Annotated in this window: 23 protein-coding genes; all 23 read right to left on the bottom strand. The window is 32.4% G+C overall.

Annotated elements, in window-relative coordinates; genetic code table 11:
* Positions 1–46: 46 nt before the first annotated feature.
* The 23 genes from L1S46_RS13895 to L1S46_RS13790 all read right to left on the bottom strand — a co-directional run bounded on the left by L1S46_RS13895 (position 47) and on the right by L1S46_RS13790 (position 18232).
* Entirely contained in the window at positions 47–220 is a 174-nt protein-coding gene (locus tag L1S46_RS13895; RefSeq protein ID WP_236894849.1) for a hypothetical protein, read from the bottom strand.
* 34 nt (positions 221–254) lie between these two features.
* The gene (locus tag L1S46_RS13890; protein WP_236894850.1) at positions 255–530 is read right to left on the bottom strand and encodes a hypothetical protein; all 276 of its coding nucleotides are present in this window, start codon (positions 528–530) and stop codon (positions 255–257) included.
* A gap of 25 nt (positions 531–555) precedes the next feature.
* Complete coding sequence (locus L1S46_RS13885) at positions 556–1932, bottom strand: phage tail protein (protein ID WP_236894851.1); 1377 nt, start codon at positions 1930–1932, stop codon at positions 556–558.
* 12 nt (positions 1933–1944) lie between these two features.
* A complete protein-coding gene (locus L1S46_RS13880) occupies positions 1945–2580 on the bottom strand; it encodes a putative phage tail protein (RefSeq protein WP_236894852.1) in 636 nt (211 codons plus the stop codon).
* Positions 2577–3707 (bottom strand): baseplate J/gp47 family protein, encoded by a 1131-nt coding sequence (locus L1S46_RS13875; RefSeq protein ID WP_236894853.1) that lies wholly within the window; start codon positions 3705–3707, stop codon positions 2577–2579. The genes L1S46_RS13880 and L1S46_RS13875 overlap by 4 nt, the downstream gene beginning before the upstream one ends.
* A gap of 4 nt (positions 3708–3711) precedes the next feature.
* The gene (locus L1S46_RS13870; protein WP_236894854.1) at positions 3712–4152 is read right to left on the bottom strand and encodes a DUF2634 domain-containing protein; all 441 of its coding nucleotides are present in this window, start codon (positions 4150–4152) and stop codon (positions 3712–3714) included.
* On the bottom strand, positions 4145–4492 hold the full coding sequence (locus L1S46_RS13865; protein ID WP_236894855.1) for a hypothetical protein: 348 nt from the start codon (positions 4490–4492) through the stop codon (positions 4145–4147). Before L1S46_RS13865 ends, L1S46_RS13870 begins: the two co-directional genes overlap by 8 nt.
* Positions 4485–5501: an XkdQ gene (locus tag L1S46_RS13860; RefSeq protein WP_236894857.1), complete on the bottom strand. Its 1017-nt coding sequence runs from the start codon at positions 5499–5501 to the stop codon at positions 4485–4487. Before L1S46_RS13860 ends, L1S46_RS13865 begins: the two co-directional genes overlap by 8 nt.
* Before the next feature lie 4 nt (positions 5502–5505).
* Positions 5506–6192 (bottom strand): SH3 domain-containing protein, encoded by a 687-nt coding sequence (locus L1S46_RS13855; RefSeq protein WP_236894859.1) that lies wholly within the window; start codon positions 6190–6192, stop codon positions 5506–5508.
* A 77-nt stretch (positions 6193–6269) separates the two neighbouring features.
* On the bottom strand, positions 6270–6797 hold the full coding sequence (locus L1S46_RS13850) for a hypothetical protein (RefSeq protein ID WP_236894861.1): 528 nt from the start codon (positions 6795–6797) through the stop codon (positions 6270–6272).
* 41 nt (positions 6798–6838) lie between these two features.
* Positions 6839–10486, bottom strand: a complete 3648-nt coding sequence (locus L1S46_RS13845; RefSeq protein ID WP_236894863.1) for a phage tail tape measure protein — start codon at positions 10484–10486, stop codon at positions 6839–6841.
* A complete protein-coding gene (locus L1S46_RS26355; RefSeq protein ID WP_085953358.1) occupies positions 10483–10614 on the bottom strand; it encodes a hypothetical protein in 132 nt (43 codons plus the stop codon). Before L1S46_RS26355 ends, L1S46_RS13845 begins: the two co-directional genes overlap by 4 nt.
* Positions 10615–10658: 44 nt before the next feature.
* On the bottom strand, positions 10659–11090 hold the full coding sequence (locus L1S46_RS13840; RefSeq protein WP_236894865.1) for a hypothetical protein: 432 nt from the start codon (positions 11088–11090) through the stop codon (positions 10659–10661).
* Positions 11091–11161: 71 nt separating this feature from the next.
* On the bottom strand, positions 11162–11578 hold the full coding sequence (locus L1S46_RS13835) for a phage tail tube protein (protein WP_236894867.1): 417 nt from the start codon (positions 11576–11578) through the stop codon (positions 11162–11164).
* Positions 11579–11597: 19 nt separating this feature from the next.
* On the bottom strand, positions 11598–13040 hold the full coding sequence (locus L1S46_RS13830) for a phage tail sheath family protein (RefSeq protein ID WP_236894869.1): 1443 nt from the start codon (positions 13038–13040) through the stop codon (positions 11598–11600).
* Positions 13040–13363, bottom strand: a complete 324-nt coding sequence (locus tag L1S46_RS13825; RefSeq protein ID WP_236894870.1) for a hypothetical protein — start codon at positions 13361–13363, stop codon at positions 13040–13042. The genes L1S46_RS13830 and L1S46_RS13825 overlap by 1 nt, the downstream gene beginning before the upstream one ends.
* Before the next feature lie 5 nt (positions 13364–13368).
* The gene (locus tag L1S46_RS13820; protein WP_236894871.1) at positions 13369–14199 is read right to left on the bottom strand and encodes a hypothetical protein; all 831 of its coding nucleotides are present in this window, start codon (positions 14197–14199) and stop codon (positions 13369–13371) included.
* Positions 14200–14206: 7 nt separating this feature from the next.
* A complete protein-coding gene (locus tag L1S46_RS13815; RefSeq protein ID WP_236894872.1) occupies positions 14207–14611 on the bottom strand; it encodes a hypothetical protein in 405 nt (134 codons plus the stop codon).
* Between the two features lie 13 nt (positions 14612–14624).
* On the bottom strand, positions 14625–14780 hold the full coding sequence (locus L1S46_RS13810; protein ID WP_207716589.1) for a hypothetical protein: 156 nt from the start codon (positions 14778–14780) through the stop codon (positions 14625–14627).
* Positions 14781–14998: 218 nt separating this feature from the next.
* Positions 14999–15331 (bottom strand): hypothetical protein, encoded by a 333-nt coding sequence (locus tag L1S46_RS13805; RefSeq protein ID WP_236894873.1) that lies wholly within the window; start codon positions 15329–15331, stop codon positions 14999–15001.
* A gap of 27 nt (positions 15332–15358) precedes the next feature.
* On the bottom strand, positions 15359–16396 hold the full coding sequence (locus L1S46_RS13800; RefSeq protein ID WP_236894874.1) for a hypothetical protein: 1038 nt from the start codon (positions 16394–16396) through the stop codon (positions 15359–15361).
* Positions 16397–16420: 24 nt separating this feature from the next.
* Positions 16421–16798: a DUF2190 family protein gene (locus L1S46_RS13795; RefSeq protein WP_236894875.1), complete on the bottom strand. Its 378-nt coding sequence runs from the start codon at positions 16796–16798 to the stop codon at positions 16421–16423.
* Between the two features lie 18 nt (positions 16799–16816).
* A complete protein-coding gene (locus L1S46_RS13790) occupies positions 16817–18232 on the bottom strand; it encodes a hypothetical protein (RefSeq protein ID WP_336886447.1) in 1416 nt (471 codons plus the stop codon).
* Between the last annotated feature and the right edge of the window lie 90 nt (positions 18233–18322).

Genomic DNA, 18322 nt, shown 5'->3' with positions numbered 1-18322 from the left:
TGCTGATCTATTGCTTATATTCTTTTATTTACTACTTCCTATTTTCCTATGATGCAATACTTTCTGTAGTTGTATTTTCCATAGCTCCAATATCTACAAGGACTAATTTCACCTGTTCTTGTAGATTCAAAAGATTAGGAACATCCTTATATTCGTAAGTACCTCCTACTATTAATGTTACCCATACTTTTACGCATCCACTGTTTTTATTAAATTGCATTCTAAACACTCTCCTTAAAATTAAATTTATTGTACTAAGCATTAGTAGTTTCCATAGTTGCTACTATGCTTGTTAATTCTGCATTTGCTTGTGTTAAACTTGCTACCTGCTCTTGTAATTTCTCTATATCTGTTTTTGGTATATCATCAAGAACAGGTTCTTTAGTTTCAATATTTACTGACTTTATTATTTTCCCATCTGGAACTTCATAAGATAAATTTGTTAATATATTATCTTCTAATTCACTTCCTCCGGATTGTGTATATAGTATTTCGCCTGTGTTTTTGTTATAAGCTATTAATACTTTCATTTATTTATCACCTTTCATTTATTAATTAGGAGGCCACATATCTAAGGGTAGTTAAAGTATTAGCACCATTACTTGAATCATAAAAAGTAAATTTTGTACCAGATATACTAAGACTACCATAATTTGAACCTGAATTTACGAAATTTAAAGATGGAACTATACAATTACTTATACCACTGGTATTTGTAAATGTTATTATTAATATTTCAGGCACAAAACCTAAGTCAATAGTAACAGAACGTAAATTTTGTGATGGATTTGTATTAAATGTGCCCGTAGTAAAATTATCTTTCTTTGCAGTGCCAGTAATTTTATTACCATTCACATATGCAGTTTTACCATTTATAATGTCAGCTGCAGCTGCGATTGCATCCGATGTATCAACCACACTAGATTTTCCATTGATACCAAATATATTAATTCCAGCTTTTATATTGCCACTTACTAAATCTGAATCACCAGCAACATAACCAGTTCCATCATGAAATCCTTTATTAATTGGTTTGTTAATTGCTCCAGGTATAATAATAACTTGCCCATTATCAGGCATAGTTCCAACTATAGGTCCAGTATCAACTGTTGCTTTCTTGTTTATTAATAACTGTGAGTCTAGTGCATCGCCACCACCCCCTTTACCCTGTAATATAAAATCCGTACCGTTATAGCAGAGATTATAAGGAATATCCTTCTTAAAGTTATTTACTATGTTTCCAAAACTGTCTTTTATATTCTTAGCTCCATACGAATTTAAATTTAAACTACAGTTTCCAGTTGCATCTGCTCCTACAAATAAAGTAAGTTTTGTTGTTCCCTTGCCTAGTGACTTAATTTTATCTGTAGAACCTACATAAGAATTAGTTCCAGTTGCTATTACGCTCGGATAGCTATCCTGCACCATATCTGACAATTGTGTACCAATATTACTAATAGAGTTACTTATAATCTGAATATCTTTTTTAGTTGCTATTATGACATTAGGATCAACTTTTAAAGTTATACTAGATGAATTACTTACTTCTAAAATAATTCTTATAGATAAATCTTTTGTAGTTCCCTCTGCTGCAACTGGTTTATACGTTGCTGCCATCTTAGCAATAGCAATTAAATCTCCATCTTCGTCAAAAATGCCAGCCTCACGAATGAAAAACCCACCATCGCTAGCTGGTATTGTAGTTTCAGTAACTATCCAATTTGAATTTGTATCATCAACTGTAACAGCACCGATATTTCCTTCCCACACTTTATTTATTAATGATGTTTGATTTTCTGTTGGTTCATAATAAGCTCCATTGCCATCTCCTACTTTTAAAGTCTTAAAGTTTACTTTAGTGCCTAGTGCTGCTGAGTTGGCAATTTTAGCTTTACCTGTTGTCGTCAATATCGTATAAAAATTTTCAGCCAAATTTATTCCCCCTTATTTAGGATATGTTGTAATACATTCTGCCCCTGAACTTTGAATTATTCCTATTTCAAATTTACCTTTTGACTCAATATCTTTCGGTGCCCAAGGATACACTTCAATACTTTCTCCTGTCAATGTAACTAGGTGATAATATATATCCGATTGAAGAATAGATATTAAATTATATTCAACTGCTAAATGAGATGGTTTTATTCTCTTTACAGTATTATATAAATCCTTCAAATCGTTTGGAAATCCTGTGTGGCTCAGCAATTCAACTTTGAATGTATATGGTGCTATATTTTCTTTTATGTTTATATCCGCTGACACAAAGTTTTTTAACATATAAGCCATTTTTTCTGGATTGATAATAGTTTTACTTTGTAATTTAGTTAGTATTTTAGCTCTTCTTGTTGTTATTTCTTCATTGTGATTAGTAGTAATGTTTAGCCTTTGCTCCCATATATCTAATCCCCATGTAGCAGTTTGCGGAAAAAATTGTAGTAATAAATCATCTGCTAAATCACTTGAGCTATCAGCTTCACTTCCTATAGCCTCAAAAATCCCTTTCATTATTACATTTTGATCATATATAGGTGATACAGAATTTAACATTTCTTGTCCCTTTTTTGAATCTATATTAATCATGTTACATTAATCACCTCTCCCATTACTGGAACTTGGTCTGAAAGCTGAATATTTAATATCCCGTTATTTACTGTTAAGTTATCAAAATCTTCAATGCCCTCTTCTAATAAAATATAAGATCCTATAATGGTATGAATTGCATTATAATTAACAATTCCATTAATTTTAATCTTCTTCAAATAATCACTAATCTTATTTTTCAATGCACTAAAAATAGATGTTGAATCAAATCCTTCTGTAAATATAAATTTAGCACTTACGTTAATTTTTAATGTTGAAGGTGTAGCTATAGTTACAGTTGCACCAATGGGAGCTTTTCCGCCTCTATTTTTACCCGGAAGTTTATCTGGATAAATATAGTTCTTTACAGCATTAATAAGCTCATCTGTAGCTGCATCACCATTCTTATCTAATATCAAAACCTTAACAGTACCTGGACCATTCCACTCTTCGATTACATATGCAGATCCAACACCATCTACTTCTAATGCCCATCTTTCATAATCACTATCAGCTCCGCTTAATTGATCCTCTTGCTCAGCTGCTATAATTCTCTCTCTAAAATGCTCTTCGTCCTCTATGTCAGTTCCACCTGAGAATTTTTCTAAATTAGTTATATATTTGACTCCATCAATGCTAGAAAATAATATTGTTATGGTATTTGGTTCTACATTTCCAATAGATCCTGCGGTTAAACATTTTACTGGTACTGTAGCTACTCCTGTACTATCCATTGTTACATTTTCCACCACTTCAAATTGAATTGATTCTTTTTCATCACTTGAAGGCGTACCAACTATCTTGCTTTTTAGAATTGTAGTTCCTTGTATCCCTGTCACTTGTATATTACCTATAGATCTTGTTGGAATATTCTTATATAATCCCTTGCATTCACCTAAGTATTCTAAATATTTACCTGTAGCAGTTTGAGTGTGCGCCATTTTTAATATATTTTGCAATTGGATCTTTAATAATCTTTCTTTTTCTTCTGCACTAGGCCTTGTAGCATCCCAATAAATATCTCCCTCTATTGTTGAAATATTATCTGGTGCCTTTGCTAACATCCTAGCGTGAATATCATTAGCACTTTCATTTAGAAAATCCGGGATAGCTAATTCACTGGCCATCTAATCACCCCACTTTTTCTTTACTATTAAGCACTTGTGTTTGTCCTTGTATAGACTTTACTTCATACTCGTAGTAAACTTCACCATTTCCCCACTCAAAGGAAAAATTATCTACACTGCTTGTCATAGGATGCACCATTAATGCTTCTTGAGTAACTCTCTTTATTTCTAATTCCATTGCCTTTTCATCCAAGCTTGAGCCTATAATATCTCTCCCATATCTATTAGAGTAGGCTCTGTACTTGTATCTAGCAGTAATCATAGCCTTTTGACACCATTGAATATAAGCTTCAAATTCATCTAATATTTTTATAGTTCCATCTGGATTTTTTATAAACTCTCCAGTTTCAAAATTAATTGCATATGATCCTTTAAATTTAGTGGTTAAGGGGTTATTCCCTAAGTCGGTGGATTGTAAACTTCCACTTGGAAATAAATTAGACATTTGAAACCACCCTTCCTATAACCACATTATCTGCTCCAAACTGAGCAACTAAAACCTTATCTCCTATATTTAATCTTGTAAGATTACTAGGTGTTTTAATTTCATGAGAATGACTTGGATCACCTGCTGATTCTGTTGCATAGTTACCTTCCATCTTTAAATAATCCAAAACCATATAATCAGTAAATTCATGTTTAAAATTGTCTAGCTTAAGGCCAGTCTCTGTTATACTTCCTAATGTAAGACCAGTTCCTTCTATAGCTCCTTCAATAGCTCCGCTTGTATTACTATCCATTAATCTTTTAATCTCATAAAATACATCTCCATCATTATCACTCACTATAGAATTTCCTCCTTACATCATCAATTTTCATAACAGTTAAAGTCATTTTTCCTCCTGAACCTAAATTATGAGTTATATCAGTTATAATCACTTCTTCATCATAAATACTGACTTTATCTCCACTTCTTAGAATATTTATATCTTTACAGCAATTAACTGTTTTGCTTGATTCACCAGACGAAAAAAGACAATTAGCTTTAGCTTGTGCTTTAGCATAATCGTCTACTTTATCATCATCTACTATTTTTTGTAGCGTTCCATAAGTTTCAGTGTCTTTTTTAAATACTCCTATAATCGGAGATAATACAAGCTCCTTCTCATCTGAACTACTAGAACCATCAGACTTACTTTTTCTACCTTTTTTCTTTGTATCTTCTTTTCCAAGTACTTTAACTTGAGTTACTGCACCATCTAAGCTGTCTTTTTCTTCTAACTCTTCAATGATATTATCTAATTTATAAATAGTTTCATTTGATCCAAGCTTAATTATATCTAAACTTGTATTCATTCTTAATTTATAAAGATCTCCACCTTTTTGAGCTGTCTCTTTTAAGTCTTTCTTTATCATTCCATACAAAGACTCTTTTCTTTTATCTTTAGCTAATCCAGTTCCAGTTTCTATAAGATTACCTATAGGTATTCCCCAATCATCACAAATTATCTTAGTCCTTTGTGATGCTGTCTGTCCATCACTCCACAAATATTCATCCTCGGACTCTTCAATAACAACAGTTCTTTCTTTTCCTGTTAATGTGATTTTCTTAGATTTCTTATTTTTGTTTATCTCCCAAATGATTCCGTTAAAAACTTGAGTATAAGATCCACTATCAAATTCACTATCAAAAAGCTCTATGGAATCCCCTTTATTAATGCCTATGTTTTCTAATTCTTGAGTCTCTATGAGAGATATATTTAATGTATAAGCTATTCCATCTATAGCTTCTTTAAGTGTTACAGACTCACTTAATATTTGTATTTTATATTTATTTTTCAAAACAAGTTCCATATAATCACACCTTTGTTACATAGTCTAAGCATACATAACCTCCATGATCGCCAAAATATGTGTCAGCCCAATTGCCGTATTGTCTAAATATAGTCAATTCTTCTCCATTATAAACAGTTCCAATAATATTATTATCAGTTCCTGGCCCATCTCTTACATTCAATGCACTTGCAGTTACTTTAACTACATCTCCATCTACATATTGACTCGAATTATTATCTGCCCTATTATCCTGAAGGCCACCTGAATAAGAACTTGAAGAATTATTTACTGTTTCAATTTTCAATTCCCTATAAGTTCTGAAAGTAATACTAAAGTAAATATCCTCTACTTCTCCGCCTCGTACTTCCGGTTCAAACTTACTTATATTAACTAATTCATTTATATTTAAATCCGTTATTATAAGCCTAACTGGTACATCTGCATCTATCCAAAACTGAATTGTATTAACATAATCAATAGGCATCATATTCGGAACATATCTACAATAGGAATCATATTCTTTTGGGAATAATGAATTAAAACTTATTTCTCTTATTTTGCTTCCCTTTTGAGAAATATCAACTTCTCCAAAATCTATAATATCTGCTGTTATATATTTTTTCTCTTTTGGATTAGATATCTTATCTAGCGGATTAACAGGAAATTGCAAAGTATAATTTTTTGATTCATCCTTTAAATATACATCCAATATCTCAGCTCCATTCCAAAATTAGTTATAAAATAAAAACACTCATATAAGAGTGTTTTTTACTACAATTTATTCAATTATTTTGTAAATCCAAGTCGCTCCATTTCATTCTTTACTTCTGAGATATTTTCTTCTGATTTTTTTGTGAATTCAGAATAAGTATTTAAATTTCCGTTTTTAAAAGCATCCAATCCATTCCTACGATTTTCAACGGCACCAATAGAGTTATCTATAATAGTTTTCAAACTGTCATCATATATTTTACCGGAAGAATTTTCTTTATGCAGTTCTTCTAATACTTTATCATATCGAGCGAGCTCCTCATCAATTATATTCTTGTTATTTATATCATATAGTTTATTCAAATCTCCTATTTTTTTCAAAATGCCAACTATTTTTGATGCTTCATTATCCCTTAATTCTTGTCTCGTATAAATAGTATACCCTTTTACTTTAGCAACAGTTTTTTCTACATAACTTAGATCTTCATATGCTTTTTGTCCATTATATCCCTCAATTTTTTTACAGTTCTGATTAAACACTATTCCAATTACTACCAGTAGCAGGATTACTGCAACTAATATAATTCTTTTATTTTTTGTCATCATACCCCTCCCTTTTATACCAAAGTATACCATAAAATCATCTATTTTTTAATATTTTTAAAAGCTTCTTTAAGCTTTCTCCCCACTTCATAAGTTACTTCTACAATTAATTTTTCAACATCTTGATTTCCACCATTAACTTGTACATCAACTTGAATAGAATTCCCATTTCCGCCAACAACTTGTACTTGTTGTGGTTGAGCTAACTTATATTGTCCTTGCTTAACTTGGAATGGTTCATTATCTTGTTTATTTCCAGCTTTTAATAAATTGACAGTTTGAGTATTATTTAAAACTTTTTCTCCACCTTTGAAATTATAGAACCTTCTTCCTAATACTAGTTCCATTCCACGTTCCCCAACTGAATTTATTCCAGATTCTGCATTATCTGTCCCATTATAATGTTGTGGTATATTCTTTATAACTTCTGATGCTGCATTTACCACACTATTTACTGCACCACTCCCTAAGCCTTGACCAAGATTAGTTGCTACACCTGATATTACAGTATCAATTGTTATTGTTTTAGAATTTGGTATCGAATTAACAGAGCTTGTAACTTGATCCAACCTAGTTATTACTCCATCAGCATTGCTCGTTATTTGAACTGGCGTACCATTTAAATCTAATATCCCTGTCACTGTACCATCTTCTGCAGTTTGGATATTTTGTAATTCACCAATTAGAGCACCTGCACTATTTATAACTTGATCAGTGTTAGTATTAAGCATAGCATGATCGTTAGCCAATTGTTGTACAACTGAACCTGTATTACTATATTCATTTTGCAATGAAAGTAATTTCTCTTTTTGTTCATCAGAATATGCTCCAATATCTCCGTTAGCTCCATTTAATACACCCTTTATCTTCCCCGTTGTTTCATCAACACTTACATAAAGAGTTTCTAAATTCTTAGTTGTATCATTTTTTAAAGCATAAACCCCACTTTTAGTAATATCTGCTAAACCAGAATGCGAATTTATAATTTTATCCATTTTATTTTGAGATTCTATTTCTCCACCATTAAATTTTGAACCTGTATCTTCATTAATCATTCCTCTTGCTTTTGGATAAGCATTATATAGTGTTTCTAAATCGGATTTCCATGCGTCTTCTGCTTGTTTCAGTGCTTCATCTCTAGCTGCTTTATTTTCATCTATTGCTTTCTGAAAATTTGTTTTATCAGTATCAGATAGGTTTTTATCATTGTTTAAATGGTATTGGGCTGTTGCAATTGTTTTATCATATTTAGCTTTTGTTTCATCTATGGAATCTTGATGTTCCTTTGCCCTTTCCTTAATCAACTCTGCTGCGCTATCAATTCCAGTTACTCTCTCTGCTTTACTCGCAAATTTACTTTTTGCATAAGCCTGTTCTCCTGCATTTTCAGCATTTGCATATTCAAGTTTTACCGATTGTAATTCAGCTAATTTTAATTTCACTTTTTCCATGTCAGCATCTAATATCTCTCCATGGTCTTGAATCGCTTTATCTCCTATTTTATAAATTTCATCTCTAATTTTAAGTTCTTTGTTAACTCCCTCTTCGAAATAACCACCTAAATAGCTCATAACACCTTTTTCAGCATCACTGACCGTTCCATCTAGACTAAACGTTTTTTGAAATTCACTTGTTATATCAGATTGTTTTTGCTTTATAGCATTAACAGCATCATAAGCATAATTATTTACCAAATTCTTGAATCGATTATTATCGCCTTCAGTAAATTCATCATCTAGAGTCAACCTTTTTACATCCATTTCTATTCCTAATAAACTCTTTGATGCATCTTGAGCACCTTTTTTGAAACTATCTGAAATGCCTTCTCCAAAATCATCATAAATAAGACCTGCATCAATCATCTCTTTCTTTGACTTATTTATATGGCCATTTAATGCATTCATCACTTTTTCCATAGGTCCTAATTCTTCTGTAGTGGTTGTAACACTCTTCTTCATAAGATCATTTTCTGCCACTACGGCCGTTCCAATAAGCGCAACTGATGCAGCTATTGCAAGACCTGCTGGAGTAAATATTGCAGGTAACAATCTACCTACTATACCTAATTTTGAAATTTCTCCTGCTACTTCAGCTATTTCTGTGGATGTCTTAGCTCCTTTAACTATTCCTACTAGACTACTAATTCCTGAAATTGTATTACCTATTTTCCCAGCTACGCTCAAAGCTGTAAATGCAGCACCTAACCCTATTACTATTTCTGCTAGTGATTTAATTTCTTCAGTATGTTTACTTACATAATCGACCATTTCAACAATCTTATCTGTAAGTGCTGGCATTTTTCCTGTTAACCATGTTACAAATTGCTTAGCATATGGTGCTAATTTCTCACCTAAAGTAATTTGCATATGTTCAACTGCTGCTTTAAGCTTAATCCATTGTCCCTGCAAGTTATCAAGTTTAGTATCTGACATCTTTTGTGCAGCTCCATTAGCATCTTTAAGCTGCTGGCTTAATTCACTAACACTTTTTCCTCCCTGATTCATTAATGCAAGTACTCCAGACATAGACTCTGTACCAAATATTGTACTAATTACATCAGCTCTCTTTTGACTTGTTAACTTTCCTAACGAACTATTTAAGTTGTCTACAACTCCACTTAAAGGCTTCATATTACCAGCGCTATCAAAAGCGTTAATTCCATACTTTTGCATAAGTTTCGATGCTTCAGTAGTTGGGCTAGCAAGTCTTGCCATAGTCTGCCTTAAGACAGTTCCCGACTGACTTCCTTTTATGTTACTATTAGAAAGCAATCCAACAGCTGCTGCAGTATCTTCAAGACTTATTCCTAACGCTTGTGATACTGGAGCTACATATTTTAGTGAATCTCCCAAATCAGATACATCTGAGTTGGTCGCACTTGCACTTAATGCCAACACATCAGCGACATGACCAGATTCACTTGCACTTATATTAAATGCTTTTAAGGTACCACTTGCAATATCTGTAGCTGATGCTAAGTCAAGATCTCCAGCACTTGCAAGATTTAATAGACCTGGTAATGCACTTATTGTTTCATTAACACTAAATCCAGCCTGCCCTAATAATTCTTCAGCTTCTGTTACATGTCTAGCACTCCATGCAGTTGTAGAACCAAACTTCTTAGCTGCAGCATCTAACTGTTTCATTTGGCTATCTGTAGCATTAGTAACGGCCTTAACATTAGATAATCCCTTTTCATATTCTGAGTATGTTTTTATCGATGTGCCAAGGCCTATTCCCCCTGCGGCTATTACACCTGCAGTTCCAATAGATATTACCTTTTTAGCTCCTGTCTTAATCCATCCATTTATTTTATTCTCAATTCCGGTTATAACTTTACTTGCTTCATCTTTAGCTTTAACTACTACATTTGCCTCTTTTACCTTTTTTGTTTTGCTTTGTATCTTTTCTACTGTTGCTGAGGCTTCATCTTTCATTTTTGCTGTCAAAGTCATACTAGTGCTTTTTAATTTGTTAACCTTAGAATCTAATTTTTCTATCTTACTTGAAGCTTCATCCTTAAGCTTTGCAGTGGCATTTGCAGTTATTTTACTTAATGCTTTTGTTTTCTTTTGTATCTGCTGAGTCATTTTTTCTACTGCAGTAAGTTTACTTTTTGATTCCGAATCTCCTGAAACTCCGACTTTTATATCAAGCCTGTATACTTCTTTATTAGCCAGAATTATCACCTCCCAGCTTTTGAGGTAGCTCTTTTATTGTTTTGCTCTACCTCATACGAAGAAAAAGCTAAGATTAATCTCCTAGCCATATCATTTCTTTCTACACCATAAAACTCGTCAGGGCAGATATTATGCATTGAGAATAAATTATACAGTGCAGTTATATCTCCACCCCAACTTATTAGTTTTTTATATCTTCTTTTTCCTCTAATTCATCATTAAATCCACTTAGCTCCAACACTTTATTTGCTAAGAATGATATTTCACCTGCTAAAAGTTTTTTTCTTATATATGCTTTACCATCACTAAGTTTAAGTGGTTCTATTAACTTTGGATTATTCCAATTAAAATTAGTTGTAGCCCCTATAATAAGTGCTGCATCAAAATCAGCATTATTTAATTTTGTTTCAATTTTTCCATTTATTTTTTTTCTAGTTGTGCATTCTTCTCTCATTCCGCTAATTTCTTTTTCAGTTAGTCCTTTTAAGTCAATTGCTATTCCTAGTCTTGGTACTTGAATATTAGCTTTAGGAACGTCATGTGTCTCAAGTAGTTTTGCTAATATATCCTCTTCTTTCATTGCTAATACTTCGTCTTTTTCATTTTTCTTCATAATAAAATTCCTCCTAAAAATTAAATGTATAATAATTGCAAGGTACAATGCCCCTTGCTTGGCCTTATATTTTATTCAGCTTCTATTGGATCTACTAATTCATAACCAGAGAACACAAAGGGGGTTTCCTCCTCACATATATCTCCTGCTTTAAAATTTACTAAGCTTAACTTTGTAGCCTTACAATTCTTTAATCTAATTCTTTCAGCCCCATAAGCTTCTGGATCGTCTAGCTCTGCAAGTAATTCAAACTTCTTAAATCCTTGCTTAATCATATCTGATGTAACTTTATAGCCTTTTATAGTTCCTGAACCTTTTTTAGCTCCAGCTTTGTTATCTTCCCATTCACTTCCGCATGTAATAATTGATTTCATATCTGTTTCAACATCAGCAGTACATTCACTAACGTTATTATGCCATTTACCATCAAGATAAATTTTGCCATAAGTTCCTGAACAAACTCTGCTCGCATCTAATACATCATTCATTTATATCACCTTGCCTTTCCTATTTTGTAACATTTCCAGTTCCATAAACTTTCTTAATAACATCAAGATAATGAGCATCCCATTTCCAAAAGAATTCATCTGACTTGGCATTTGCTTGTAATTCCGTATCAATCTCAACCGTAAAATCATCTTTAATTACACCTGCTGCAACTAAAGTCTCAAAGTATTGCTTTAAAGCTATGATTATTAATGTTCTACCTGTATCATCATTAGTAACTTTTCCTACGAAATCTTTTCTCTTAAGTGATGTATCACCATCTACAGCATTCATAAACTTTATTGCCCTTATACTTCCAAATACCTCTGTCTTATCATCTGTATAATTCTTAAAGGTATTAACATCGTCAACTACAATAACATCATCAGCATCTTTTGATAGTACTAACGTTCCTGCTGCTAGTGCTGCTGCAGTATCCGTTTTATTAAGTCTAGGTTGTATATCATCAAAGATAGTAACTGCATTACATATACTGTCTTTTAATCCAGCTGCTGTTGCTAATGCTGCTATATAAACTGCCACCTCTGAACTTGTATATGTATCCCCATCATAAGTAGCACTTGTAGCAAAAACATTGACTATATCTTCATGATTAAATTCTTTTGATCTGCTATTTGCCTGTTCTAATGAATAATTGTTTTGCGGTCCACCTACAAAAGCAAGTATATTTGTTCCTTCTTCTTTATTTTTAATTACCCAAGCCTTTACACTTGCTTGAAGTGACTGATCTGAAGTTCCATCTAATGTGAATCCATCCATACCATACCCCTCAAACGCGCTCATTGCGTCTAAATAGTGTTCATTTGTTATTCCAGCAGTACCATCATTTCCACCTGTTAAAGCTTGATTTGCTACATTACCTATTGTTCCTGTAGCTCCTGAAACTTTAGTCGCAATAAGGTATTCATTTTCTATGTTTGAATTAATAGCAGTAATTATTTCATCTATAGCTCCACTTATAGCACTCATAGAAAATAATTGAGTCGCTCCCTCATATAATATAAAATCTACCTTAGATGAATCAGCTATATTGTTTCTAATCGTAACATTAAATTTTCTTGTAGTTGGATATTTAGTCTCAAGTTTAATTGCATCTGCAGGTGTTGATTCATTATTCTTAAGAGTTAACGTAGCAGTCTTTTGTGAACCATCTACAAGTCTATAAAATAAAACTACTTTAGGCTGCCCAAGTAAAGCCAATTTTCCTAATCTATACGCAGTATAATCAGGATCTTCTCCAAATGTTTTCTTTAATGTGTTTTCTGACGTTGATGTTACAGTTATAGCTGTAACAGTATTAACAGGCCCCCAGTTAGCTTTAACCGGCATAGCTAAAATACCATGAATACCTGTCCCAATTCTTTCTTGTGCCTTATTCTTAAATCTGTTATACCACCCCGGTATAGTTGGCTTATTTTTTTCATCCCAGTTACCTGTTGCCATTATTCAACCTTCTTCCCTAAAAATTCTTTAACCATTGCTTCAAATTCTGTTTTTGTAAGTTCAGATTTTTTGCAACTAAATAAAGCACCTGCAACTACTTCTTTCTTGTAGCCAAGTGCTTCACTATTATCTATAAATTCTTGCATTGAGTATTTTGGTTCATCATTTACTGTCGTTTGATTCGCCACTATAGCTTCCTCCTTATTATCAGATTCTTTTTTAGATTGATTTTGTTCATCATTTGCTGCAGCTTCATATGATTCTGAATTTATACTATTGATTTCATCAACAACTTCTGAAACATTCGCTTCGACATCATCCACAAATATCACTCCTTATTTAAATTTCCTCTACTATGAATCTTATCGATAGAAGGCTTTTCATTAATTGGTATCATCTTTCTTCTAAAAAACTTGACTGTTAATTGACCTTTAGATAACATATCAGCTTCTCTATCCTCATTGATACTTTCTATTGTTAAATAGCGTCTATCTTCCAAATCTAAAGATATTTTCAAATCAGAAACAAGCCTATTTTCTATGTCCTCTAATAATTTATTAATCTCATTTTTATTATTACTAGCAATGTGGCATATTAAAGTTTTATTCTCTTTAATAACAGCATTAGTTTCTCTTTCCTTACTTGAATCTTTTACTCTCCATAGAATACTTGGAACTTCAAAATCCTTTTTCCATGTATTTAAATACACTTTATAATCTATGATTTTCTTAGTGTACTCACTTAAAGCATCAAGCCATGGATCCGCATTAACTTGATCCTCTTCATGTAATGCTATTACAGTAAATTTTAATCCTCTAGCTATAGCGTTCCATTCTTCATCTATAACATCTTGTCCTATTGCTTCTTCAAACTTGCATGTGAAAGTTTCATTTGCTTCTACATCAGATATCACTTGCATATGCAATGCTTTAATAACTTTTTCAGACAATACATCTAGATTCTTAAAAGTTGTTTTCTTTTCATATAGCCATATTTCTATAGTTCTTTTAAACCCAATAACTTCTCCATTGTCATTATCTGAACCCTGAAGTACTACTGCATAAGGTTTTAATGTGTCCATAGTTGGTACTGTAGGTTCATAACAATCTTTAAGATCTGCAACTGAATCTATTAAATGCTGTCTAATTCCTGCTCTCATTTAATACTTAATCACTCCAATAATCTATAATAGTATTTTTTATTCTTTCTTTATTAGCTAGCATTGTATTTTCTATAGTTTTGAACCCTTTGGTTCCCGGATGATTAACCTGCTTTACTGGATGTGCTGCACCTTTCCAATATAGAGCTTTTTTATTTTTAGGTCTTATGATATGTGGTGGTGTTCCTTCTTCAAGATATCCTCCATATTGAACTCCATGAGAAACATATATCGTATACTCATTATTACCTGGTTCTACATCGCTATGAATAGCTTGCCTTGCATGAGATGTCCTATCTTTCCATTTTGCATTTATTTTTACTTCATCTCTTAAAATATTAGCCCAGTTATCACAAAGAGCATACATTCCAGCTGCTTTCCTTTGAATATAATCTATAGCTCTAAAACCCATATAAAAAACCTCCTTACCTTATTCTTTCGAGGTCTACTTGATAACCGCATAATTCATCTTTAATTATCTGTGGATATACTGCTATCATTTTCATATGACCATATATACTATCGAATTCAATAGCATTTTGTGGATCAACTTCTAAATTGGCTTCATAATCTGCCAACATGCCATAACTTTTAGATTTATAAGCTGTTCCTATAGTACCTGATGATATTTCTATATTGCTTTTTCGTTGTTGATATATTCTAACTGTAAGATTATATTCTTTTTCTTCTTCGTCGAAATACCCATCCTTTAAAACTTTAACTACCTGCTTAATTTTAATTTCAGTAGGATTAAGACTAATACTTTTTAAAATATCAGCCTTTCTTCTTTCAGGTGTAATTATATATTTACCTCAGTATCAAGCCCTAATATAATACTTCCACATTGATTTACGCACATAGATTTATATCTATCTGCATTTTTATATGCAACTGTTACTAAGTCTTTTATATTAGCACTTGTATAGCTTTCTTCACCTGTTTTATACTCTGTTATCTCTCCTACTGAATTTTCATACATAGTCGCTTTTAATATCCATCCCTGACTTGCAGCACAATAGACACAATCTTCTTCATTTAATAGCATGTCTATTTCATCATCTGTAAATGACTTTTTATCTTTGTCATTTAATAACAATCTTAATTTAATTCTCGTAGCTTCTGTAGGTGTCATATTCCCACCACCTTATATAAATAATTATTATTTTAAAGTTATTTCTTGAACATTTTCATCTATTGCTGCGTAAAGTCCTCTATATGCATATCCAACTATTTGCTCTTCTACTAATCTAGAAAGATCGCCAGACGCAGCTTCAATTTCAAGATCTTTCTTTAATAATTCCTTAAATCCTCTTCTTGGTCTTATTAAATAAGCTTTTCCTTGTTCTACTCCTGGATATGAATAGTCTTTCTTTCCAACTGTTATTTCCCAACCGTCGTAATAAATTATTGAATCAATACCACTAACTGCTGGATAAGTAGTTCCATTAATTTGATATCCGCCTTTAAGAGCCATTTCTATATTATCTTTATCCATACTTGAAGCTAATAATATTGTTCCTGGTCTCTTCTTAGTTCTACTATCACTCAATGCTTTGTTAAAAGTGTTATAGTATCTTACCCAAACATCATCCTCTGCTTTTCCCTGATAAGATGTTTTATTATCAGATTTATAATTAGCCTTTATAATTGGAGATAAATACATATGATTAAGTAATGCATTGTATGCTTCTCCCATAGCCTTATTTAAAAGTTCAACTGAAAAACTATCATTAAAATCCTTCATCTCTTTTGTATATTCAAATCCTGCTGTATAAGTCATAATTCTAGCAACAGGTCCATGTTCTGCTTGAAGGGAACCGAATTTAATTTCTTGACCTTCCATATGCTCAGAAAATATAACTGTTCCATATAATGCCCATTTAGCATCAATAACCTTAGGCATGTTAGGATCAGATAGTAATTCATATATAGGTTTGTAAAGTAAAGGTACCTGTTCTCTTCCAAGTTCAACATCAAGAACAACCTTTCTTACTAAATCTTTATATTGAGCTAAACTTCCACTTCTAAGCATTTCTCCTATAGGCCTAGTAAGTTCAAAAGTTTCCATCTCTCCATTAACTATTTTCTTATCTACTTCAATTTCTTGTCCATTTAATATAAATGGAACCTTAGTTTCGATGCTTTGATTACGTCTTGCACTTTTCAACGTTTCTACACTATAAATTTTTACTGACATACTTTAATCACTCCTTTAGATTTTCTATACTTGTGGTCCTAATATGAACCAGATTACATTATTGGTATCTTTAGCTGCAGTAACTCTTCCTACCTTTCTGTTTGTCCCCTCTGTTTCAGTTAATCTTTTGTGTTCATTATCATAATAAATGGTTGCACCCACTGCAAAAGCTTCTTCAGTATTTATTTGTTCAGTTTCATATTCAGCCTGTTCAATGCTTAAAATAACCTCTTCACCAGCTTCTGCAGATTGAACCGCCATTCCAAAAAAGTTATTTATTAAATAAAAATGACCGTCTTCTACCGCTTCACTTGATACAACTCTTACTGATTTACCATCACTTATTTTGCAACCTGCAATAGTTTCCAATGTTGTTGGTACTGGTTGTCCTTTAAATGCCATTATCCATTCCTCCTCTTATTAAATACTTGCTCTTTTTACTTTTAATGTTGATGTTGTTTTATCTCCATTACTTGGAGTCGCAGTTCCTGCTGGCATATCAACATGATTACTAGAAATTAGATTCTTTATAAAATCATCTGCTAATATAGAATCAATTTCTCCAGCTATAATTTCTTTAGTTGCTCCTTCTCCTACTTTTAGCATTTTTTTAACCAAGCCTTGAGCCATTTCTCCAACTACTTTTTCATTAATAACCTCATCAATTGTTTTAGCAAGATCATCTTTCTTGCTATGCTCTATAGCTTCACCTGCCTTTTTAGCAACTTCTACTATATTCATTTCGCCACTTACATTTAAAGCTTCTTTTACCTTGCTTAAAGTGTCTTGCGCTTCAACTGCTACTTTAATATCCTCCATTTCTCCTGCAATTTTATCTGTTGTAAGACCCATTTCTCCTAATACTTGTGAATATGTTACTTCACCAGTTTGTAGTAACCCTTTAAGATTCTTCATTATCTCTGCAAAATTCATACTTTCATTTCCTCCTTGACTCATTTCCCCTGTAGTTACAGGTTCATATATTCTTTTCTCTGAAACTTCTATCTTATCTCCTAGAACAACTTGATCATTGTTTATAGTAAATGGAATACTATATAGCTTAGTAGGCAAGTTTTGCTGCTCATACTCAACTATAACTGTGCTGTCATCGTATCTAATACTTCTTACCCAAACATAACTTCCATTATTGTTAGCATTAAAGTAAACTTTAGCAGCATCCGTTAAATCTTCTCTAAGCTTTTCAAATGTACCATCTAGTTGCTCTCCACCTATCTGGTCTTCCACATCAGACATTTCCATACTTACTATTTTTGTAGGCATACCTGGTCTATGCAACGGCGTCCAGTCTATAGATAATGGATTGTATCCTACTACATCCATCTCTCCTTTAGCTCCTTTTTTTAGTTTAGGATAGCCAAATATGCTTACTTCCTTTATCCTACCTGTTCTTATCCACCTTTTTAAGTTTGTAGCATCTGCATCAACTAGACCTCTAAAATAAGCCTTATTATCTTTCATTTCAGCGCCTATCCAATGTGTAGCTGGAGGAACAAACTCTGTACTTATATTCTCTGCCTTTTGATGCCCCAAAAAGCCATTAAGAGTATTTTCATTAGTGTAATCTACAATATCTTTTAAGCTTTTAGGAGTATAATTCCAACCTCTTTTACTTTTGGTCGCTGGTATTTCTACGACTATCTCTAACGGATCACTATCCATTGACTTCATAGAGTCTAAATCTACTCCTTGCGCCAATCGAATGTCACCCGGTTTTATTTGAGATATAACAGCACTTACAGAATCCATTTCTCCATAAACTTCCGACATTTCACCCACTGCTTTATTAATATACATTTTTACTTCACCACCTTTCATATAATTAAATCTGAAAGCATAATTAAGAGTAATTTCACTTACTTTCAGAAAATAAAAAAAAGCCCTAATTCATAAGACTTTATACTAAGC

Origin of the sequence: Clostridium sp. YIM B02500, assembly GCF_022324665.1 — a bacterium.
GTDB classification, from domain to species: Bacteria; Bacillota; Clostridia; order Clostridiales; family Clostridiaceae; genus Clostridium; species Clostridium beijerinckii.
This window is presented reverse-complemented; position numbering and strand designations above follow the sequence as displayed.